This window comes from Halanaerobium sp. ST460_2HS_T2 (genome assembly GCF_003337665.1).
GTDB lineage: Bacteria > Bacillota > Halanaerobiia > Halanaerobiales > Halanaerobiaceae > Halanaerobium > Halanaerobium kushneri.
The window spans coordinates 1-22,910 of the sequence record NZ_QPJF01000002.1 but is presented as its reverse complement, the minus strand read 5'-3'; the positions used below and the strand labels follow the sequence as shown (position 1 = coordinate 22,910).

General features: G+C 32.7%; 19 protein-coding genes, 3 tRNA genes and 1 riboswitch. Of the genes, 20 read left to right on the top strand and 2 right to left on the bottom strand.

Translation table 11 applies throughout. The features are described from left to right. Positions 1–31 precede the first annotated feature (31 nt). The 6 genes from DFR80_RS01540 to DFR80_RS01515 are packed head-to-tail and all read left to right on the top strand — an operon-like array spanning position 32 to position 9,313. A complete protein-coding gene (locus tag DFR80_RS01540; protein WP_114489038.1) occupies positions 32–2,872 on the top strand; it encodes a UPF0182 family protein in 2,841 nt (946 codons plus the stop codon). A gap of 6 nt (positions 2,873–2,878) precedes the next feature. Next, positions 2,879–4,150, top strand: a complete 1,272-nt coding sequence (yfmF, locus tag DFR80_RS01535) for an EF-P 5-aminopentanol modification-associated protein YfmF (protein ID WP_114489037.1) — start codon at positions 2,879–2,881, stop codon at positions 4,148–4,150. A 5-nt stretch (positions 4,151–4,155) separates the two neighbouring features. Then, a complete protein-coding gene (gene yfmH / locus DFR80_RS01530; RefSeq protein WP_076546041.1) occupies positions 4,156–5,439 on the top strand; it encodes an EF-P 5-aminopentanol modification-associated protein YfmH in 1,284 nt (427 codons plus the stop codon). A gap of 5 nt (positions 5,440–5,444) precedes the next feature. After that, the gene (locus DFR80_RS01525) at positions 5,445–6,587 is read left to right on the top strand and encodes an MFS transporter (RefSeq protein WP_076546042.1); all 1,143 of its coding nucleotides are present in this window, start codon (positions 5,445–5,447) and stop codon (positions 6,585–6,587) included. Continuing rightward, positions 6,577–7,662 (top strand): tRNA epoxyqueuosine(34) reductase QueG, encoded by a 1,086-nt coding sequence (gene queG / locus DFR80_RS01520; RefSeq protein ID WP_114489036.1) that lies wholly within the window; start codon positions 6,577–6,579, stop codon positions 7,660–7,662. Before DFR80_RS01525 ends, queG begins: the two co-directional genes overlap by 11 nt. Before the next feature lies 1 nt (position 7,663). Next, positions 7,664–9,313: a nucleoside kinase gene (locus DFR80_RS01515; RefSeq protein ID WP_114489035.1), complete on the top strand. Its 1,650-nt coding sequence runs from the start codon at positions 7,664–7,666 to the stop codon at positions 9,311–9,313. Here DFR80_RS01515 and DFR80_RS01510 read toward each other — a convergent pair. Further along, the gene (locus DFR80_RS01510; RefSeq protein ID WP_114489034.1) at positions 9,272–9,871 is read right to left on the bottom strand and encodes a hypothetical protein; all 600 of its coding nucleotides are present in this window, start codon (positions 9,869–9,871) and stop codon (positions 9,272–9,274) included. The two genes, DFR80_RS01515 and DFR80_RS01510, sit on opposite strands and share 42 nt — an antisense overlap. Positions 9,872–10,039: 168 nt before the next feature. Between DFR80_RS01510 and nth the strand changes: the two genes are divergently transcribed. The 10 genes from nth to DFR80_RS01460 all read left to right on the top strand — a co-directional run bounded on the left by nth (position 10,040) and on the right by DFR80_RS01460 (position 18,189). Then, on the top strand, positions 10,040–10,681 hold the full coding sequence (nth, locus tag DFR80_RS01505) for an endonuclease III (RefSeq protein WP_076546046.1): 642 nt from the start codon (positions 10,040–10,042) through the stop codon (positions 10,679–10,681). A 152-nt stretch (positions 10,682–10,833) separates the two neighbouring features. After that, positions 10,834–12,144, top strand: coding sequence for a PhoH family protein (locus DFR80_RS01500; RefSeq protein ID WP_076546047.1), 1,311 nt, complete (start codon positions 10,834–10,836; stop codon positions 12,142–12,144). A 17-nt stretch (positions 12,145–12,161) separates the two neighbouring features. Then, positions 12,162–14,255, top strand: coding sequence for a SpoIID/LytB domain-containing protein (locus DFR80_RS01495; RefSeq protein ID WP_114489033.1), 2,094 nt, complete (start codon positions 12,162–12,164; stop codon positions 14,253–14,255). A 90-nt stretch (positions 14,256–14,345) separates the two neighbouring features. Then, positions 14,346–14,467: riboswitch (FMN riboswitch) on the top strand. 86 nt (positions 14,468–14,553) lie between these two features. Continuing rightward, a complete protein-coding gene (locus DFR80_RS01490; protein ID WP_114489032.1) occupies positions 14,554–15,099 on the top strand; it encodes an ECF transporter S component in 546 nt (181 codons plus the stop codon). A 60-nt stretch (positions 15,100–15,159) separates the two neighbouring features. Continuing rightward, a complete protein-coding gene (locus DFR80_RS01485) occupies positions 15,160–15,918 on the top strand; it encodes an MBL fold metallo-hydrolase (RefSeq protein WP_076546050.1) in 759 nt (252 codons plus the stop codon). A 91-nt stretch (positions 15,919–16,009) separates the two neighbouring features. Continuing rightward, positions 16,010–16,501, top strand: a complete 492-nt coding sequence (gene trmL / locus DFR80_RS01480; RefSeq protein WP_076546051.1) for a tRNA (uridine(34)/cytosine(34)/5-carboxymethylaminomethyluridine(34)-2'-O)-methyltransferase TrmL — start codon at positions 16,010–16,012, stop codon at positions 16,499–16,501. Between the two features lie 50 nt (positions 16,502–16,551). Further along, the gene (locus DFR80_RS01475) at positions 16,552–17,811 is read left to right on the top strand and encodes a LysM peptidoglycan-binding domain-containing protein (RefSeq protein WP_076546052.1); all 1,260 of its coding nucleotides are present in this window, start codon (positions 16,552–16,554) and stop codon (positions 17,809–17,811) included. Positions 17,812–17,928: 117 nt separating this feature from the next. Next, a tRNA-Lys gene (locus DFR80_RS01470) sits at positions 17,929–18,004 on the top strand. Between the two features lie 8 nt (positions 18,005–18,012). Continuing rightward, positions 18,013–18,089, top strand: a tRNA-Met gene (locus DFR80_RS01465). Positions 18,090–18,113: 24 nt separating this feature from the next. After that, a tRNA-Phe gene (locus tag DFR80_RS01460) sits at positions 18,114–18,189 on the top strand. A gap of 84 nt (positions 18,190–18,273) precedes the next feature. Here the strand turns inward: DFR80_RS01460 and DFR80_RS01455 are convergent. Then, positions 18,274–19,239, bottom strand: coding sequence for an ABC transporter substrate-binding protein (locus DFR80_RS01455; RefSeq protein ID WP_114489031.1), 966 nt, complete (start codon positions 19,237–19,239; stop codon positions 18,274–18,276). A gap of 242 nt (positions 19,240–19,481) precedes the next feature. Here DFR80_RS01455 and DFR80_RS01450 point away from each other — a divergent pair, with 242 nt between their 5' ends. The 4 genes from DFR80_RS01450 (at position 19,482) to DFR80_RS01435 (ending at position 22,820) form a co-directional block, all read left to right on the top strand. Continuing rightward, entirely contained in the window at positions 19,482–20,006 is a 525-nt protein-coding gene (locus DFR80_RS01450; protein WP_114489030.1) for a peptidylprolyl isomerase, read from the top strand. A 16-nt stretch (positions 20,007–20,022) separates the two neighbouring features. Then, positions 20,023–21,363, top strand: a complete 1,341-nt coding sequence (locus DFR80_RS01445; RefSeq protein WP_114489029.1) for a phenylacetate--CoA ligase family protein — start codon at positions 20,023–20,025, stop codon at positions 21,361–21,363. A gap of 155 nt (positions 21,364–21,518) precedes the next feature. Next, positions 21,519–22,070: a TetR/AcrR family transcriptional regulator gene (locus DFR80_RS01440; RefSeq protein ID WP_158537669.1), complete on the top strand. Its 552-nt coding sequence runs from the start codon at positions 21,519–21,521 to the stop codon at positions 22,068–22,070. 72 nt (positions 22,071–22,142) lie between these two features. Then, positions 22,143–22,820, top strand: a complete 678-nt coding sequence (locus tag DFR80_RS01435; RefSeq protein WP_114489027.1) for a radical SAM protein — start codon at positions 22,143–22,145, stop codon at positions 22,818–22,820. Positions 22,821–22,910: the final 90 nt, after the last annotated feature.

The window sequence follows — 22,910 nt, the reverse complement described above, 5'->3', positions numbered from 1 at the left end:
ATAAAATTTGAGAATCTGAAAGGAGAAAATTATGAGTAAAACAATTAAGTTTTTTCTCTCTATTTTTGCGATAGCTGCTATTTTGTTGATTATTTTCATTTCAACAGGAGCAAATATCTATACTGACTGGCTCTGGTTTAAAGAATTAAATTTTGAAAAAACATTTACAATTATGTTTCTTTCCAATTTTATTTTAAGACTGCTGATTGGTGTTATTTTTGCAGCTGTTATTTATCTAAACCTGCATTTTACCAAAAAACCGATCAATAAATTTATTAATGTCGAAAAAGACTCAAAAGTTGAAAATTTATTTGGAGAAGAAAGAAATCAGATATTTGACTGGTTAAATAAAAAAAGATTAAATATTATTTATTTAATTTCCAGTATTGTGCTTGGATTTTTATTTTCTTCTATCTCCAGTGAAAGCTGGAAGATGGTTTTGAAATATTTAAATAAAACAGCTTTTAATTCTGTTGATCCGATTTTTAATAACGATATTTCTTTTTATGTTTTTACCCTACCTTTCTATTCATTTTTAAGAGAAATGGGAATGGTAGTTATTGTTATTTCTTTAATTTTAGTTGGTGCAATTTATATTATCTTTACAGGGATTCATTCCTTTAGTGAAGTCTCGGCCAAGTTAAGCAGTCGAGCAAAAAAGCATATGTCGGTTCTGGTCTTTATGTTCTTACTATTTAAAGCCTGGGATTATAGATTAAAAATGTATGATATATTATTTTCTCCCAGTGGGGTCGTTTTTGGGGCCGGTTATACTGATGTCCATGCCAGTTTGCTGGGATATAGAGTTCTGTTTTTTGTGGTTTTATTTGTTGCACTGGCTGTATTATACAGTTTATTTAAAAACAACTATAAACCGCTTATCTGGGGGATTGGTGCCTGGATTGTTTTATCCATTGTTTTTACAGGGGTTTATCCTGCTTTTATGCAGCAGTATAGAGTAGAGCCAAATGAGATTAATCTAGAAAAAAATTATATAGAAAATAATATTAATATGACCCTGAAAGCTTATAATCTTGATCATGTTGAAAATAAAGATTTTGAGCTTTCTCAGGATGATTTAAGCTATGATGAGCTTATGGAATATGAGACAGTTGTTGATAATGTCAGACTCTGGGATTATCGCCCTCTCCAGTCTACCTATAATCAACTGCAGGCTTTGAGACAGTATTATTCTTTTGAAGATATTGATATAGATCGTTATCAGCTTGGCAACGATTATACACAGGTAATGCTTGGTGCCAGAGAACTAGATCAGAATGCACTGGCAGCTCAGGCTCAGACCTGGGTTAATAGAACCTTGAAATATACACATGGACTTGGAGTTACAATGAGCCCGGCTGGAAAGGTAAGAGATAATGGTCAGCCCGAGTTTTTAGTTCAGGACATTCCACCTGTGGTTAATAATGAAAATTTAAATTTAGAAAACAGCTCAATATATTATGGTGAAAAAACAAATAATTATGTAATTGTAAATACAGATGAAACGGAATTTCACTACCCAATGGGCTCTGAAAATGTCTATACTCAGTATGAAGGGACCGGTGGGGTAGAGATAAATAATATTCTTCGCAAAACGATGTATGCTTTACGTTTTGGGACAACTAAAATACTACTTTCTAATGATATAAATAATCAAAGCCAGGTTATGTATAATCGAAATATTCATCAGCGGGTAAGAAAAGCTGCTCCATTTTTACGATATGACAGTGACCCTTATATAGTAAATGCTGAGGGAAGGTTGTTCTGGATTTATGATGCTTATACAACAACCAATCTTTATCCTTATTCTCAGCCTTTTAATAACAGTGGGGATAATTATGTTCGAAATTCGATTAAAGTTGTTGTTGATGCTTACAATGGTACTCTAGATTATTATGTAATAGATGATAGTGATCCGATTGCTGTAACTTACAGTAAGATTTTTGATGATTTATTTGAATCTGTGGATCAGATGCCTGATTCATTGAGGAAACATTTGCGTTATCCTCAGGATTTATTCAAGATTCAGACTCAGATTTACAGTACCTATCATATGCAGGATCCAGTTGTTTATTATAATCGTGAGGATGTCTGGTCTATTCCTAATGAAAATTATCAGGGATCAACTATTCCTGTTGAGCCTTATTATATTATGAATCAGCTGCCAGATGAGGAAGAAGCAGAGTTTATATTGATGACTCCCTTTACACCTTCCAATAGAAATAACATGATTGCCTGGATGGCCGCCCGAAATGATGCTGAACATTATGGTGAATTATTTGCCTACAGATTCCCTAAAGATCAGCTGGTTTATGGTCCAAATCAGATTGAATCCAGAATTGATCAGGAATCTGAAATATCACAATTATTAACCCTCTGGAGTCAGCGAGGTTCAGAAGTAATTAGAGGCAATCTGCTTGTAATACCAATTAATAATAGTGTGCTTTATATAGAGCCTATTTTCCTTCAGGCAGAAAGTGGAGGTATTCCAGAACTGCGTCGGGTAATAGTCTCTTATAAAAATCAGATAATAATGAGAGAAAATCTAGAGGAAGCTTTAAAAGCCTTACTGAAAGAAGGAGAAGGAATGGCAGTTCCGCAGGAAGATGTTAGAGATTTAGAAGATAAAACAGGTGCTGATATCAAAACTGATACTGAGGTTTCACAGCAGGGTACCCAGCCGCAGGTGTCAGATACTGCTCAGGACAGTGCTGATTTAATGTCAGCAACCAGCGCTGAATTGATTAAAAGAGCTAATGATTTATATCAGCAGGCACAGCAGGCTTTACAGAATGGGGATTTTGCCCAATACGGAGAAATTATAACTAACTTAGGAGAAGTACTTAATCAATTATCCAGAACAGGAGAGTAAATAAATATGAATGATTTAGAGTTTAAAAATTACCAGAATAGATTTAATTTACATCATCTGGCCACAGATAAATTTAAAACAAATTTGATTCAGATATATTTCATGCTGCCTCTTGAGAACGAAAAAGAGGCAGCAATGAATGCTCTGATTCCATCAGTGCTGGAGCGAGGTTCAAAAAATTATAACGATAATCAGTTAATTAAAACTGAGTTAGAAAATCTATATGGTTCAAATATGAGTTCTAATATTTTAAAAAGAGGTGAAAATCAGATTCTGCGCTTTTCTCTGGAAATGGTCAACGAGAAATTTCTTACTCACAAAAGCAATCTGACTGTAGATGCATTTAATTTATTAAATGATATAATATTTAATCCTCTAATTGAAAAAAGTAAGTTTAAAGAAAAATATTTTAAACAGGAAAAAGAAATTTTAAAACAGGATATCTTATCTCTAATTAACGATAAATATAGTTTTGCGGTTGAAAATTGTTTATCTCGAATGTGTAAAAACGAAAAATATGGTATTTATAAAATGGGATCAGTATCAGTTCTGGATCAGATAAGTAATCAGGAACTTTTTGACCATTATCAAAAAATAATCAATCAGGCTAAAAGATCCTTGTTTTTAGTCGGAAATTTTAAAAGCAGTTTTGTTGACAATATTTTTGCCAGTACAGAGTTAAAGGCTGGTGCTGATATTTTTGATGAAAATACTGAAGTTGTTTACCAGGATAAGGAGATCGACTTTTATGAACAGTTGTTAAAGGTTAATCAGGCCAGACTGTCTATAGGCTTTAGGACTGGCATAACACGTAAACAACCAGATTATTATTCATTACTTGTATTTAACAGTTTGATTGGAGGCTCAACTCATTCCAGGTTGTTTCAGGAAATCAGAGAAAAGAGAAGTCTTGCTTATTATGTTAGCTCCTCTATTGAAACGACTAAAGGTTTACTGTTAATTAATAGTGGTATTAATGCGGAAAATCATGAAAAAGTAATTGAGCTTGTCAAACAGGAAATTGCAGCAGTAGCAGCAGGTGATTTTAGTGAAGAAGAATTTATGCGGTCTAAAAAAAGTATTATTAACCATCTGAAACAGGATCTAGACAGCAATAAGTCTCTTTCTGCTCACTTCCTTTTAAGTCTGGTAAATCATAAGAAAGAATCTATTAATCAAACGATTAACGGAGTTGAGGCTGTAAGTAGAGAAGATATAATTTCTGTGGCAAAAAAATTGAAAATGGATACTATTTATTTATTAAAAAGTGAGGATTGATTAATTTGGAGAGTATATATAACAAAAATATGGATGAGACTCTGGTTAAAGCAAAATTGGATAATGGTTTAAATATTTATATTTTCCCCAAAAAGGATTATGTAAAACAGTATGCGATGCTTTCAGTAGATTTTGGCTCAAATGATATAGATTTTATAGATGTTAAAAATGGACGGAGAAGAAACATGCCGCTTGGGATTGCACATTTTTTGGAGCATCAGCTTTTTGAAGATAAGGAAGAAAGTATATTTGATAAATTTGCTGATCTTGGTGCATCTGCAAATGCGTATACAAATTTTGACAGCACCAATTATCTTTTTTCCAGCAGTAGTAACTTTGAAGATTCACTAATTAATTTAATTGAATTTGTACAGGAACCTTATTTTAGTGATGAAAATGTAAAAAAGGAAAAAGGAATTATAGTTCAGGAAATTAAAATGTATCAGGACAATCCTTATTGGAAGTCTTATTTTAATTTGCTTTCTGCTCTGTATTCAGAACATCCAGTAAAAAATGATATCGCAGGGACAGAAGAGAGTGTAATGTCAATTACACCTGAAGACTTATATATCTGTTATTATAATTTTTATCTTCCATCTAATATGGATTTGATATTAATTGGTGATCTTGATCCACAGCGGATTATAAATCTAATTAGAGGTAATCAGGCTCGAAAGCATTTTCCTCATTTTAAAAACCCAGTTCGAATTATTAAAGAGGAACCAGAAAAAGTAGCTAAAAAACTTGTCAAAGAAAAGATGAATATATCAAGACCAATGGTACAAATTGCTTTTAAAGATCCAGTGAAAAATGAAGAGCCAACTCAGATAATAAAAAAAGAATATATTGTTAACCTGCTCCTGGATATAGTTTTTGGTCGCAGCAGTAAAAATTATAATCAGCTTTATGATCAGGGAATAATCGATAATAGTTTTTCCTGTACCTATCATAAAAAACCTGATTATGCTTATGTGCATCTGCATGGAGAGAGTAATAAGCCTGATCAGATGCGCAGAAAAATAAAAGAAAAACTTGTGGATATTGATCATGATGAAATCTCTGAAAATTTTCAGAGAATCAAAAGAAAATATCAGGGAAGTTTTATTAGATTGTTTAATAATTTTAACCATCTGGCAGCTGAATTTATAAATTATAGAAGGCTGGGAATTGACATTTTTGAGCTGGCTGCAATAATTGAAAATATCGATCTGGAAGAATTAATAGCCTATTCAGATAAGATATTTAATAAGGATTTAATGGTTGAATCGATTATTTTGAATGAGGACTGATTTGTTTGACTTTTAAGCTTTATAACTTTATATTTTATATCACTATGGCTGCATTTGGATATTTTAATATTTATTTTCAGGACACAGGACTTGATTCATTTCAGATAGGTCTTGTTAATGCAATCCCCAGGATATTTGCTCTTTTATTGATGCCTTTCTGGGGATTTTTAACTGATTATTTTCATGAAAATAAAAAAGTTCTGTTTATAACTATGATCGGAACCATGACAACGGTTTTATTGTTTCCTCAAACTGAAACGTTTAAATATTTGATGTTGTTGATGTTTTTTTATACTCTTTTTCAAAATCCTATTATCCCTCTATCTGACAGTCTGCTTTTAGATTATCTAGGGGATGATTCAAGCAACTATGGTAAATTTAGATTGTGGGGTTCTGCAGGTTACATGCTTTCTGTGTCTCTACTGGGGTATTTTTTGGAAAGTACTTCTTCAGTTAATTTGTTTTATGTTTATGCAGCTGTTTTAGTTCTTTCTATATTTTTACTCATTTTTTTACCAAAAAGTAAAAGAGAGATTGAAGTATTAAATCCGGGGGATTTCAAAAAAATATTTAAGAAAAAAAGGCTTCTCTATTTTTTGTTTTTTGTATTTATTCTCCAGACAGCAATGAATGCCAATTATAGCTATTTTCCGCTTTACATTGTTGATCATGGAGGGGGAGAATTTTTACTGGGAATTGCCCTTACATTTTCCTCTGCCAGTGAGATTCTTGCTTTTTTCTTTTCTGATAAAATAATTAAAAACAATAAATTTAGTAAAATTATTGCAGTGATTAGTGCAGGGTTTATTGTTCGCTGGCTTTTGCTTTCGTTTTTTCCTTATAATTTGATGATTTTATTATCTCAGCTTTTACATAGTATAACTTTTGGCCTCTTTTTTGCGGTTGGAGTAGATTATGTTGATCAAATTAGTGGTGAAAAATTTAGAGCTACTGGACAGAATATTTATGCAGCTGTTTTTATGGGGGTAAGTGCTATTTCAGGCAGTCTGGTTGGTGGCAAAATATATCAGGTTACCGGAGGAGAAAGAATGTATTTTTTCTGGGCTCTGATTTCTGCAGCTGCTGGCACTGTGTACTTTTTATATCTCTTAAGAAAAGAAAGGGAATTGAAAACAAATGCGGATTAATAATTTAGTAAAAGAAACAGCTGCGGAATTAAACATTGATCTCTGTGGTATTACTGATGGTAGTGATCTTAATGATGAAAGGAAAAAATTAAAAAAAAGAATCCAGACTAAATACTGGCCTCAGCCTTTTGCCAGTCAGCAACTTGATCTGCTGACAAAACCATCATTACAGTTTAAAAACTTACAGTCAATCATTGTGATAGCGATGAGTTATAATAATGGAGCTAGTAGTTCCTTTTTATCTAATTATGTTACGGTAAAAGATTATCACAATTTTCTGCAGGAAAAACTCGAAAAAATGGCTTCTGTACTGCAGAATAAGTTAAAAAAGAAGTTTGATTATAAAATATTTGTTGATACAGCCCCATTTCTAGAGAGAGCACTGGCCAAAAGAGCTGGAATTGGTTTTATTGGTAAAAATTCAATGCTGATCAATCCTAAATTTGGTTCTTATCTTTTTTTAGGAGAGTTATTTACAGATCTGGAAATCAAAAAAGATCAACCACTTAATCTTGACTGTGGAGAATGCCAGATTTGTATTAAAAACTGTGAGGGTAAAGCTCTAAAAGATGAATATTTGTTGGATGGTGAAGTTTGTATTTCATATTTAACACAAAAAAAAGGGATTTTATCTGCAGCTGAAATCAACAAGATAGGCACCCATGTCTGGGGATGTGATGCCTGTCAAAATAAGTGTCCTTATAATATTAATAAAACAGAAAATTCAGAGCCGGAATTGAACTTTTTTAATAAAAATTTAGAATACTTCTTAGAACTGGATAGAAAAGTTCCTCCTTCTGAACTTAAAAATACTGCTATTATGTGGCGGGGAAGTAGAATTTTACAGAGAAATGCACTTATTGCTGTTTATAATTTAGGTGAAGAAAGATATTTTGAAGCAGTTAAAAGAAAATTAAAAGATAATTCGCCTATAATTCGCTATTACTCTGTATTGGCTCTGCTTGAGCTCAATTATCAGAGGGCAAAAAAACCTGTAGAGCAGGCAATAAAAAATGAAAAGAACAGCAGATATAAAAAAGAGATGTTAAAGCTTTTGGAGCAGAAAGGAGAATAGAATGAATATTAATTTAGACGGAGAAAATTTAAAAATAATTGAAAAAAGCTCAATTAAAGAAATAATAGCAGAAAGTAAAATTAAAAATCAAAGAGATGTAATGGCTGTAATTATAGAAAATGAAGTTTATGATCTTAATGAAGAACTGGATCGAGATGTAGAAATTAAAACTGTTAAAATTCATTCGGAGTTAGGCAACAGAATTTATAGAAGAAGCCTTTATCTTGTTCTGGCCAGAGCAGTTTATGAGCTCTTTCCGGATTCTATTTTGAAAATTGAAATTTCTATTAGCAATGGTATTTACTGTGAGCTTGAAAATAAAAGTAGTTTGAGTAAAAATGATCTAAATAAAATAAAAAATAAAATGCAGGAAATTATTGCAGCTGATTATAAAATTCAGAAACACAGATTAAAAAAATCGGAAGTTCTGGAAATCATTAAAAATGAAAATTGTTCTTTTAGAAGTGAGCTGATAGAACAGCAGGATAAAGATTATTATACTCTCTATGAACTTGATGGCTACTATGATTATTTTTATTATAATATGGTACCATCTACTTCCTATCTGAAAGAATTTGATCTTCATTTAAGAATACCTGGATTTGTTTTATTGTTCCCTAAATTTTTCAGTAGCAAAAAAGTACCTAAATTTATTGAACAGCCAAAACTGGCAAATATTTTTTTAGAATATGAGCGTTTGGGGAAGATTCTTGGAGTTAATAATGTGGTAGAATTGAATCGTTTGATTGAAAACAAGGAATACAATGAGTTAATTAGAATAGCAGAAGCCCTGCATGAGAAGAAAATAGCTGAAATTGCAGATAGAATAAAAAGTGGTATGCCAAGAAATAAAATTATTTTAATTGCCGGTCCTACTTCTTCGGGTAAAACTACATTTACTCATCGGCTGTCAACTCAGCTTAAGATTAACGGTTTAAGACCGGTTCAGATTTCAGTTGATGATTATTTTGTAGATCGTGAAAATACTCCTCTTGATAATAATGGGGAGCCTGATTTTGAATCAATAAAGGCAATAAATTTAGATCTTTTTAATGAGCATCTTTTAAAATTAATTCAGGGAGAAACAGTTGAACTTCCCAGGTTTAATTTTGAAAAAGGTATTCGGGAAAAGAGTGGTAAATTTCTCAAGCTTGGTGATGATCAGCCAATATTAATTGAAGGAATTCATGGTTTAAATGATAAGATGACAGAGGTTATACCTCAGGATTTGAAATTCAAAATATATATTAGTGCCTTAACTCAGCTTAATATTGACTGTCACAACAGAATTCCAACAACTGATACCCGGCTAATTCGCAGAATTGTTAGAGATAATCAGTATCGCGGCCTGGCGGCTTCTGAAACGCTAAATTTATGGAAGAGCGTGCGTCGGGGAGAAGAAAAAAATATCTTTCCTTTTCAGGAAAATGCTGATGTAATGTTTAACTCAGCTCTAATTTATGAACTTTCAGTACTTAAAAATTATGTTGAGCCACTCTTAAAACAGATTGATAAAACAAACAAAAACTATTACCAGGCACAGCGGCTGCTCGAAATTTTGAGTAATTTTAAAGCTATACCTGATAATGAGGTTCCTTTTACTTCGATTTTAAGAGAGTTTACCGGTATGAGTGTTTTTAGAGAAGAATAAATCAAGATTAGCTTTTATTTCATCCCAGTCTTTAACCTTTGTTATCTGTTCATTACCTTCAAAATCATGATTATGATATTTACTGACTAGAATTACCGGGATATTTCTGGCTGCAATTTCCAGAGCATTTTCTTTTTTGTCATCTATAAATAGAGAGATATCTTTTTCTACAGCCAGAGGTGCTTTTTGGTCCTCATGGTGTAGTTCGTGATAAGGGATATTGTTTTCTTTTAACCAGCTTTCTGTTATAGAACGGTGTTCCTCACTTCTGGCTGTTATTAAAATTAGCCGATGTCCTTTGACATAAAGCTCTTTAAGTATTTCTCTTGCTCTGGCGACAGCTTTTACGTTAATATAAATCTCTTCAATTTTTTCCTGAATAAATTCATTTAATTCCTGATCATTGATTGCAAAAGCTTCGCGAAGATCATAGGTATATTCCTTTAAAGTGATTTCCCGATCAAAAAATTCATTCATTTTTTGCTGCCAGATGCTGTTATGATCGGGTCCTTCATCAGTCAGAACTCCATCGATATCTATGCCAAAATTATATTTCATTTTTATAACACCTCAAATTATTATATTCTATCTTTAATTATACTATCATTTTTTTAAAATAATGTCCAGATAGTAGTTTTTATTAGTAATATTTCTTAATTTAACTTTATTTTTTAGACTGAATGAAGTAAAATAGTATTAAGCAATATTATTGTAGGAGGTAATAAATTGACTGAAAAATTAAATAAAGAAGAAAAAGTAGAAAAGCTGATTGAGTTATTCTCAAAGCACTATCCGGAACCAGGTACAGCTTTAAATTTTAGCACTCCATTTGAACTTCTAATTGCAACGATTCTATCAGCTCAGACAACAGATATTCAGGTCAATAAAGTTACTGAAGATCTTTTTGAAAAATACAATACACCTGGATCTATGCTGCAGCTAAGTCAGAAGGAATTAGAAAATAAAATAAACAGTATTGGACTTTTTAGAAATAAGGCGAAATATATTTTAAAAACCTGTAAAATTTTACTTAATGATTTCGAAGGAGAAGTTCCCAAAACGCGAAAAGAACTCATGCAATTAAGTGGGGTTGGACGTAAAACAGCGAATGTAGTTCTGGCAAATGCCTTTTTTAAAGCTGCGTTTCCCGTTGATACACATGTTTTTAGAGTTTCTGCCCGGCTTGGTTTAAGCAGTGGGGAAAATGTTAAACGTACAGAAGAAGAATTAACAGATTTAATTCCTAAAAAATACTGGATTGATTTTCATCACTGGCTAATTGATCACGGTCGTGCTGTTTGTAAAGCTCAAAATCCGGATTGTGAAAACTGTTTTGCTTCTGGAATCTGTTCTTATTATAATAATTAGTTTCATCTTTAACTTAAATTAAAGGGAGATGATAAAATTCTAAAAAGACTAGCAAATATGAACAGGACAATGGTTTAACACCCTGGTAACAGATTTTAAAATTAAAATCAGTAGCTCAGTAAAAAAAATAGAAACTGGAGGGGGAAACAAAAATGAAAAAAATATTTGTTCTGGACACAAATGTACTTTTAAATGACCCTCGTGCTATTTATAGTTTTGAGGATAATGATGTTATTATACCACTGGCTGTTTTAGAGGAAATTGATAATTTAAAGACTAAAAGTTCAGATTTAGGTTTCAATGCACGTGAAAGTTCAAGAATTTTGGAGGAATTGAGAAGCAGAGGCAACTTACATGATGGTGTAGAGCTGGATTCTGGAGGAACTGTTAAAATAGTAATTAACGGGGGCCTTGAACTGCCAGAAGGTTTAAGTTCCAGCAAAATGGACAATAGAATTATTTCGACAGCTATCCATTTGCAAGAGGAAAATTCAGAAAAAAAGGTAGTAATGGTTTCTGATGATATTAATTTGCGTTTAATCTGTGATGCTTATGGGGTAAAAGCAGAGGAGCATAGTTCTACCAAACTGAAAGAAGAAGAAATCTATTCTGGATTTAAAGAAATTAACTGTAGTTCCTCTTTGATTGATAAGTTTTTTCAGGAGGAAAAAATTTCTCCATCCGAATTAAATCAGCTTAATGATTCGCTTTATCCAAATGAATTTGTGCAGCTAACAGCTGATGATAGGAATAAAAACACTGCTCTTGCCAGATTTGATGGTGAAAATTTGGTTACTCTTCGCTATAATAAGAGTCAGCCTGCAAAAATAAGAGCCAGAAATAGAGAACAGCAGCTGGCTTTTGAACTGCTGCTTGATGATCAAATTAAGCTGGTGACTCTGTCGGGTAAGGCTGGTACTGGAAAAACATTATTGGCTATAGCAACCGGACTTTCAAAAGTTGTGGACGAACAGGCTTTTTCTAAATTGTTGGTAGCCAGACCGATTCAGCCGATGGGTAAGGAACTTGGGTTTTTGCCGGGGGATGTTGAGGAAAAAATGGGGCCCTGGATGCAGCCTATTTTTGATAATTTAGATTTTATAGTTCACCGTAATAAGGATGCTCGATTTGCTTATCAAAAATTATTGGACAAAGATTTAATTCAAATTGAGGCGCTAACTTACATTAGAGGTCGATCAGTACCTGACCAGTTTATAGTAATTGATGAGGCTCAAAATTTATCACTGCATGAAGTTAAAACTATTGTAACCAGAGCCGGAGAGGGATCCAAACTAATTTTTACAGGTGACCCATTTCAGATTGATAATCCATATTTAAATTTTCATAAAAATGGTTTAAATTATCTGGCTCATAAGTTTCATGATCAAAAAATTGCCGGTCATGTTATGTTAAAAGAAGGGGAAAGATCAGAACTTGCTGAAATTGCAAGTGATCTTCTTTAAACTAGGAGTTGTATTTAATGAAAAAAGTTTTTAGGTTAATAATAATCTCTGCTCTATTATTGGGAATATTTATTCCAGTAGTTGATCATTTTTATCAGGAGAAAGATAAGGTATCTTTAACTATGGCTCAGGATAGCAGAGATAGAAATATTAGTGAATTACTTAAATTAGCAAAGGAAGCTTATTATGAGGGGAATTACCAGTCTGCTGAAAATCATTACCTGGAGATTATCGAACTTGATCCTTTTAATCTGGAAAGCAGAAGAAATTTAGCTGTTATTTACAATGATCAGAATAAACTTCAAGCAGAAAATAGAACTCTGCTTCAGCTGGCTATTTTAAGTAATCAAAGTCAGGACTATTTGGATCTGGCGGTTAATTTTTACGAAATAAATAATAATCTGGCATCAATTTTTATACTGGAAAATAAAATTAACCTGGACATAGATCAGAAGTCTTTGCTTTTTCAAAAATATTATTATTTAATAAAAAACAATTTAGATTTAAAAAAAATTGAAAAAGCAGAAGAATATTTAATGAAAATCACAAATCTTAAAATAAATCAGTCAGAAATATATCTACTCAGTGCAGAGCTGAATAGATATCAGAATAATTTTAAGCAGGCCTTTGAAAATTATCAGGCAGCCTATCAGGCCAACAGGAGTCAGACTTATTTATTTAAAAATATGGCTGAAATGCTTGAACTTGCTGGAGAAGAAATTGAAGCATATAATTACTGGCAGAGAACTCTTTCTTATGGTTGGTTTAGAGATCTTGCCTATCAAAAAATAAATCAGTATCAGAACAAATATCCTCAGTTAAAGCCAGATGAAGATAAAAAAGATAAACCAGAAGAGATTAATCCTTTTGCTTTAGAGGCTTCCTGGCGAGAAGTGGAAGAAATTAATAATCAGAAAAAAACACAGATGTTGAGAATTGGACTTCAGGAAAATAATAAACATCTTCTTTTTCAATACTCAGCTCCATTTTCTGTTGTTTATGATGGTAAAATTATTTATAGAGGTCAGGCAAAAAAGAACTATTTACTTGAAATCGATGCCGGATCATTATTTATCAGGACTGAAGAGAATAGAGTAAAGCTGGGTAGTTCCAAGCTTGAATATCAGATTTACAGCAGCCAGGAGAATTCATCTTTTTATGTTTATAATATAAGTTATGGTCAGGGTTATTTTTGGCAGGGAAGTGGTAACAGACAGTATAGGGGTAATATGATTATTAGTGGCAAAGGAACAGAATTTACTTTAATTAATCAAATTGAATTAACACCATATTTAATTTCTGTTGTGCCCTCAGAAATTTATGCCAGCTGGCCAATTGAATCATTAAAGGCTCAGGCTGTTGCTGCTCGAAGCTATACGCTGAGTAATCTTGGGCGTCATCGAAGTGATGGTTATGATCTCTGTTCCAGTGTTCACTGTGCAGCCTATAAAGGAATTATGAGTGAAAACCAGCGGACTACAGAGGCTGTTCTGTCCACTGAAGGCGAAAGTGCTGTCTTTGAAGGCCGGGTTATAGAAGCTGTTTTCAGTAGTAACAGTGGTGGTTTTACAGAACGAAGTGATCAGATCTGGTCTGCAGATTTACCCTATTTAAGAGGGGCAAATCAGATGAAGAGTAATGACTATAATTTCCCTCTGGCACCAGTAAAACTGCAGCAGTGGCTTTTTTATACACCTGAATCTTATTCTAAAGATTATGGCAGTAGTAATTATCGCTGGCAGCTAAGAATACCAGCAGAAGTTATTGAATATAGAAGTGAACTTAATAAAATTAAAAAGATTGAAGTTAATCAGAGAGCACAGGGAGGCACTATTACTTCACTAAGTATTTATGGTGATCAGGAAAGCAAAAATTATAGTGTATCTCAAATCAGGAGAGTTCTTGGAGGTTTAAAAAGCAGTCGCTTTTATTTTGACAGTCATTATGATCAGAACGGTTATTTAAAAGAACTTTATGTTTATGGGTCAGGCTGGGGTCATAATCTGGGTCTTGATCAGTCAGCTTCGGCTGGAATGGGAGCTGCAGGCTGGGATTATAGAGAGATTATTAAGCATTTTTACCCGGGAGTAGAAATTAAGCAAGTTGATTGAAGAATGTTATAATAGTGCTAATAATAAACTTTCCGGGACAATTATTTGCTTTTTAAACAAATATTGTTTATAATAATACTGACAAAAAAATATTATCTTCAGGGTCTGGTGAGCGTAATAGCAATTCCAAACCGGTGGTATAGTCCACGAGCTTTAGCTGAACTGGTGAAATTCCAGTACCGACGGTAAAGTCCGGAATAAAGAAGATTAAATAATTAATTAGCCCTGTTTGTTTAAAGGGCTAATTTTTTTTTGAGTAAAGATATGAAGATAAAAAATTAAAAAAAGGAGAGAAAAAATGGATACAAAAAGAATTACAACGATTGCAGTTTTATCAGCTTTTTCTTTAGTTTTAATGCTTTTGGTTCGTTTTCCAATGTTTTTACCATTTTTGATTTATGAACCAGGTGACATACCTATTTTAATCATTTCATTTATGTTTGGGCCAACTGCAGCGCTAGGAGCAACCTTTATCTTATCAATTTTGATGGCTGTATTTACTGGTCTAGGAGGTCCGTTTGGTGCTTTTATGCATTTTTTAGCTACAGGAATTTTTGCAGGGACAGCCGGATATTTTTATCAGAAACATCATAATAAAAGAGGAGCAATTAAAGGGCTTGTAATTGGTTCTATAGCAATGACAGTTGTGATGGCAGCTGCCAATTTAATTTTCAATCCAATATTTTACGGAATTCCCAGAGAACAGGTTTTAAAAATGATGTTACCCGGTATTTTACCATTTAATTTAACTAAAGCTATTATTAATTCTATTGTTACAGTTTTGATTTATAAGAAACTAGCGAATTTCCTGAGAAATAAGGGATTACTTAAACAAATAAATTAGTCAATAGTTTGACAAATACCCCTCTCTTAAGTTAAAATTTTTATGAGAGGGGTTGTTTTTTTGCAGATAACATTTTTAGGAACAGGAACCTCCCACGGGGTACCTGTAATTGCCTGTGATTGTGAGGTCTGTCAGTCTGATAATCCGAAAAATAAAAGAATGCGTACTTCGGTTCATATAAAAAGTGAAGAATATAATTTGTTAATAGATACACCACCGGAAATGAGGCTGGAGTTGATTAATAATAATATCAAAAATGTTGATTCAGTTTTAATGACCCATGCTCATGCCGATCATATTATGGGCTTTGATGATATCAGAGCTTTAAACTGGTTTCAGGGTAAAGAAATGCCTGTTTATGGTGACCATAAAACCTTAAATCATATTAAAAGGATTTTCCCTTATATTTTTTCAGATGAAAACCCTGGTGGAGGGGTACCCCAGGTTATTTTAAAAAAGATAGAGGGAGAAATAAAGTTTATGGATTTAAATGTTAAAGCTGTTCCGATTTATCATGGTGATAATAAAATTCTTGCTTACAGAATTAATAATTTTGCTTATTTAACTGACTGCAGTAAGATTCCGGACAGCTCCTTAAAACTGCTGGAAGGTATTGAATATGCTGCTGTTGATGCGTTGAGATTTGAAAAACATCCAACTCATATGTCTGTTGATCAGGCGGTGGAGTTAATTGACAAATTGAATTTAAAACATGGTTATTTAACTCATATCTCCCACAGACTGGATCATAAAAAGTTAAATGATTATTTGCCTGAAAATATTAGTGCAGCCTATGATGGGTTGATTATTAATATTTAATAGCTAGTAATTAATAGTTAGTAATAACAATATGAGTTTTATAGAAGAAATAACTTTTACTCAACATAATAATTAAAAAATTAATTAGGTGATGATTTTGAATATAGTACTTGTTGAACCTGAAATTCCACAAAACACTGGTAATATTGCTCGCACCTGTGCGGTAACTGATTCTAAACTGCATCTGGTTAGACCTCTTGGTTTTTCAACATCAGATAAATATTTAAAAAGAGCTGGTCTTGATTACTGGGATAAATTAGATATCAGTTATTATGACAATTTAGATAATTTTTTTGAGGTAAACAAAGATGGGCGCTTTTTTTATGCCACTACTAAAGCCGCAAAATCTTATGCTGATTTTGAATATCAGGAAAATGATTATTTTTTATTTGGTAAAGAAACTGCTGGTTTGCCGGAAAAGTTACTAGAAAAAAATCTTGATAAATGTATTAGAATTCCAATGAAGGATAATTTAAGGTCTTTAAATCTTTCGAATTCTGTTTCCATTATTATTTATGAAGCCCTGAGACAGAATAATTTTATAAATTTAAACAAAAAAGGGAAATATAAAAAGGAAATTTGAGTTTTATCTTGAATTAAATATAGTAGAGCAAAAAAGAAGGGAGGGGAGAAATGGAAAAAAATAATTATTTAACTACACTAATAATTTTATTAGTTTTTCTTTTGTCAATAACTATCGCTGCTTCTGCTTTTCAGGTTAGATTAAATGATCGGGGTAGAGATGTGATTGAAGTCCAAAAATATTTAGAAACCCTTGGTTATAATGTATCGACTGACGGTATATTTGGAAAGACTACCGAAGATGCAGTAAAATCTTTTCAGAAAAATAATAGTTTAAAGATTGATGGTATTGTTGGTGGTAGAACCCTTGAATTACTGAAAAAAATGATTTCTGAGAAAGTATCTTATGAGCTTTATGTTGTAGATAATGGAGATACTCTGTCAGGAATTGCTGGGTCAAGAGATGTAACTGTAGAAGAAATTATGGAGTTTAATAACATGAGTTCTTCTAGAATAAAACCCGGACAAGACTTAAAAATACCTAGAGAAAATATATTAACAGCTGAAGCAAAAACTCAACCTACAAATACAGAAACTAAAAAAGCACAAATTTATTACACTGTCCGCAGGGGAGATACCCTTTCTACAATTGCGGCTCGCAGAAATCTGCCTGTTGAAGAAATTATGAATGCCAACAATTTAAATTCAGATTTCATAAAAATAGGTCAGGAACTGGTGCTTCCAATAGTAGATTTTAAAGCTTCAAACAGCAGTAAAAGTGAGACAAAAACTAAAAAAAATAATTCTTCTTCTGATCGGATAGTATATAAAGTTCAGCGAGGAGATGCTCTAAGTACCATAGCTAAAATGTATGGTACTGATATAGATACAATTCGTAGAAATAATAATATAAATGGAGATCGAATTTTTGCTGGTGATGAGCTTGTAATAACTAATTATACAAGAGGACCTTTTAAATTAGGTAGAAATGCTTTTATCTGGCCTGTAAATGGGCGGATAACTTCTAATTTTGGTTGGAGAACTCATCCGATTAAGAAGACAAGATTATTCCACAATGGTTTAGATATTGCAGTTCCTAGAGGTACAAGTGTAAGAGCAGCAGCATCTGGCGAAGTTGTACATAGTGGTTGGATGAATGGTTTTGGTTATACAGTAATTATTGATCATGGAAATGGAGTAGAAACTCTTTATGGTCATAATTCTAGAGTGACAGTGGCCAGAGGTGCAATGGTAAGCAAAGGCCAACAAATTGCTTTATCAGGAAGTAGTGGTTTAAGTACTGGTCCTCATCTTCATTTTGGTGTTTTGAGAAATGAAGAACCTTTAAATCCAAAGAACTATTTACCATAAAAATAAAATTAAATTCTATGGGCAGGCCTTAATTGCCTGCCTTTTTATTTTTTTTTTGCTTTTTTTCTTGACAACTCTATTTATTATTGATATTATAAAAAGCGTCGCAAGAGAAATGGGCCATTAGCTCAGTTGGCAGAGCACCTGACTTTTAATCAGGTTGTCGGAGGTTCGAATCCTCCATGGCTCACCATTTAATAGCGCGGGGTAGAGCAGTCTGGTAGCTCGTCAGGCTCATAACCTGGAGGCCATCGGTTCGAATCCGGTCCCCGCAACCATTTTTATTTTAAAATTACATATTGGGTGGGATAGCTCAGTCGGTAGAGCAGTGGATTGAAAATCCACGTGTCGACAGTTCGATTCTGTCTCCCACCACCATTTTTTAGAATATTAAAGCCAGGCTATATAGCCTGGCCTTTTTTTTGGATACTTATTTTTTTGTAAAATTATCTTCAATTATTCTTAAAAAATAGTATCTGCAGATTCTAATAAGTCTGCTGGAATTTCTAAGCCAATTTCTGAGGCTGATTTTTGATTAATATAAAGCTTTAATTCTTCAGAAGATTCAACTGCCATTTCTGCGGGAGCAGCACCATTTAAAATTCTGGCAGCCATGGAACCTGTCTGTCTTCCTAGCTGATAATAGTCTATTCCAAGAGTCGCAATAGCACCCTGTTCAACCGAATTGTTTTCGGAAGCAAAGACTGGAATCTGATTATTATATGCTGTCTGCAGTACAGTTGGCATTGCAGAAACTATTATATTATCAGTTGGAACATAGATTGCATCAACACTTCCAACCAGAGAGGATACTGCCAGGCTTACTTCACTGCTGTTGCTAACTGTTCCTTCCTCGACAGATACTCCCATTTCTTTAGCTTTCTCTTTAGCTAAATCAACCTGGACAACAGAATTAACCTCTCCTGGGTTATATAAAATTCCGAGAGTATTTAATTCCGGTAAAAATTGTTTAATTAATTCCAGCTGTTTGGCTACTGGATTCATATCCGTAGTTCCAGTTACATTTCCACCAGGTGCTTCCATACTGTTGACTACACCTGCCTCCACAGGATCTGTAACAGCTGTAATTAAAACCGGAGTCTCAGATATCACATTGGCAGCAGTCTGAGCTGAGGGGGTGGCTATAGCCAGTACTAAATCCAGTTTATTCTGGTTGAATCTCTGGGCAATAGTTTGAGCAGTTGAAAAATCTGCCTGAGCATTCTGTAAATCGATTTGAAGATTTTCCCCCTCTACAAAACCTTCTTCTGCCAGTTGATCAACAAATCCCTCTCTGGCTAAATCCAGGGATGGATGTTCAACAAACTGAGAAATCCCGATTTTGTATTCCTGCGCCCCTGCAAAATTTGTTAAAATAAATAAGAAAATAATACTAAAATATAGTACAGTTAATAAAGTCTTTTTCATTACTATCTCTTCTCCCTTCTCACTAGAAAATTCAAATTATTTAAGTTAATTATATAATCTTTTGCTTTTGCTTGTCAATTTTGAAATTTTTATGATTGAATGAGTCTTGAAGAAAAGTTATAGGGGAGTTATTTAGTAACTTTTAATAATATTTTATTTAAATAACAACTTTAATTTTATGTTCAATTTGTATATAATAGAAGCGGTATAAGGGCTAGAAATATAAATAAGAGGTGTTTTAAATGGAAAAAAACCCAGAAATAACCATAACAATGGAAAGTGGGGAAGAAATCAGGGTAGAATTATATCCTGAAATAGCTCCAAATACTGTTAGGAATTTTATAGAATTAGTAGAAGCCGGATATTATGATGGCCTTAAGTTTCATCGAGTAATTAAAGGTTTTATGATTCAGGGGGGCTGTCCTGATGGTACTGGTATGGGAGACCCTGGTTATTCAATTAAAGGTGAGTTTTCCGAGAATGGCTATGATAATGACTTGAGCCACAAAAAAGGAGTAATTTCAATGGCTAGGAGTGCTCATCCTGATTCTGCTGGTTCCCAGTTTTTTATAGTTCACAGGAATGCACCTCATCTGGATGGTAAATACGCTGCTTTTGGTGAGGTTGTTATAGAAGGTATGGATATTGTTGATCAGATAGCTGAGGTAGAAACTGGAGCCAGAGATATGCCGCGGGAAGATCAGATAATGGAATCAGTAGCAGTTGAAACTTTTGGTGCAGAATATGAAGCTGCAGAAAAGCTTTAACTAAGGAGAGAAAATTATGAGTATACCAAGAATCCTGTATTATAAATATAAGCTGGATAAAAATTTAAATAAAAGTCGAAGTGAAATATTAAAACTGAGAGAGAATAAATTTAGAAAGCTGCTGTATTATGCTTATAATAATTCTCCTTTTTACCGTGATTTTTATTCAGCCCACGGGATTAAGGAAAAAGACCTGCCAGAGATTAAACATTCAGATCTTCCTGCTCTTGATAAAAATATAATGATGGAAAACTATGAAAGATTAGTAACTGATAAAAATATTAGCTGTGATAAGATTGCTTCTTTTCTTGAAAATTATCCTTCTCCCGTTAGCAAGTTAAATAATAAATATCACGTTATTCATAGCTCTGGTTCTTCAGGCAGAATTGGATATTTTCTTTATAATTCAAAGGAGTGGGATTTTATCAAGGCTCTTTCCCTGAGATTATTTACTAATTTTGGTCTTAAGAGAAAAAGATATGCTTTTATTGGAGCAGCAGATGGTCATTATGCCGGGGTCAGCCTTTTTTTAAGCCCTATTAATTCCCTGGAAGAATACTTCTATAAAAAATATCTGATAATTAATATTAATCATCCTTTAGAAGATTATTGCCAAAGGTTAAATGAATGCCGCCCTCATAATCTTACAGGCTATCCTTTCGGGATCAGGGTCCTGGCTGAAATGCAGAGAGCTGGCAAAATAGATATATCACCAGAAGTGGTAATCTGCGGGGGTGAACCGCTGACAGCAGAAACCAGGAAATTTATTAAAAAGACCTGGAATACCTCTCTTGTTAATCATTATGCTGCTTCGGAGTCCCTGGTGATCGGAGTAAAAAAAGAGGAGTTTAATCATTTATATATTTTTGATGATGCTAATTATATTGAAACTGCGGAAGAAGGCTATTACCTAACAAATCTCTATAATTATACCCAACCACTTATACGATATCGAATGTCTGATTTACTGGTATCGGTAAATGAACGGAAAAATGAAGATAGATGGCCTTTTAACAGGGTAAAAGAAATTATCGGACGCCAGGAGGATATATTATGGTTTAAAAATCAAGCTGGAAAAAAAGAGTTTATTCATCCAATAATATTTGTGGAATTATATATTAGAGGTTTGAATAAATATCAGGTGATACAGACGGGTGAAACTTCCTTTGTTTTCAAGGCGGTTATTAAAAAGGGAAGAAAAAATGAGGATGTAATGGTGAAAATAAAAGAAGAATTAACAAAGATACTTCAGAGTAAAAACCTACAAAATGTTAATTTCAGGATAAAAAAAGTCAAAAATATTGACGGTACAGGTACTACCGGTAAATTTAAATTGATAAAAAAAGAATTTAAATAAATTTATTCAAGCTGCATTTTACCCTATATTTTAAAATTTCACAAAAATTTGACATATTTATTTTCATAATATATAATGAATTTAAGTTCATAAAACATTATGAATTTGAGTTCATTAAAATAATTGTAAATTTTAAAAAATAGGTGGTGAATGTTGTGCCTAAAATCATCAATAATTTAAGGAGTAAAATATCTAGAGCAGCATATCAGTTATTTTCTAAAAAAGGATATTCTGCTGTTAGTATGAAAATTGTTGCTGAAGAAACCGGTATTGCTGTTGGAACATTATATAATTATTATGCTAATAAAGAGGAGTTATTTATAAAAGTTATTGAAGAAAGAATTAACAATAATAAAAAAATTTTTGATAAATATTTAAAAAAAGATGAACTTGATCTGGAAAAGTTTATTACCCATCTCTATGATGAAATTAATAAATCAAAAGGTATAATAGATGAAGTCATTAAAAAAGATATAAATAATAAAGAAGAAAAAATTGTAACCCGGCTGCGATCTGAATTATTAGAGATAGTAGATCAGATATTAATACAAATTAAAGGAAAAAAGGGAATAAAAAGGGGGGCTGAAGCAGAAAGAAAGCGCGGCGTTTATGCACTGCTTATTATGATATTGATCTTGGACAGGAGATTTCCAGGAGAACGGGAGAAGAATATTTCTTATCTTTTAAAAATTGCAAATCTAATTTAAAGAAAAATTAAAAACTGCGAATGAGCAAGTATTAAAGAGATAATTTAGAACAATACAAGAGGAGGAGTTAATATGAGTATTGATTTTGAACTGGCAAAAAAATACGCCGCTGATAAGTTGATCAAACAGGCTTTAAAATATCTGGAAAAAGATCCTGAAGAAAATTTTTTGCAGATTCTAGATATTGGAGAAAAATTAGCTAGAAGAGATAATCACAAAAATGCTATTAAGATTATCAAAGAAAATTATAAAACGACTCCTTTGATAAAAAAATATCTTAAAAAAATTAATGATATTGCACCCTCTTATAAAAATGGACTTTTAATGAATTTTTTTGTTAATTCAGCTATTTTTGGTATACCATATCAGTATGAACTTTCTGAAGATCTTGGAGTAGACGTGCCCTGGACAATGCTTATTGACCCTACTAGTGCCTGTAATTTGAATTGTGAAGGGTGCTGGGCTGGCGAATATAATAAAAGTGATAGTCTTGATTTTGCTACAATTGATAGAATAATTACTGAGGCTAAAGAAATGGGAATTTATTTTATAGTTTTTTCAGGCGGTGAGCCGACAGTTTATCCTCAGCTTTTTGATATTTTTGAAAAACATGATGATGTTGGTTTTATGATGTATACTAATGGTACCCTTATTGATGATGAATTTGCTGATAGAATGCTTGAAGTGGGAAATGTTACGCCAGCTATTAGTCTGGAAGGATTTAGAGAAGAAACTGATAAACGTCGATAACGTCAAATAAAATATGATAGTTACCATAAAATGTAAGTAAATAGTAATAGAACATCACTAATTTTAATTATAATAAAAATCTTAAGAATG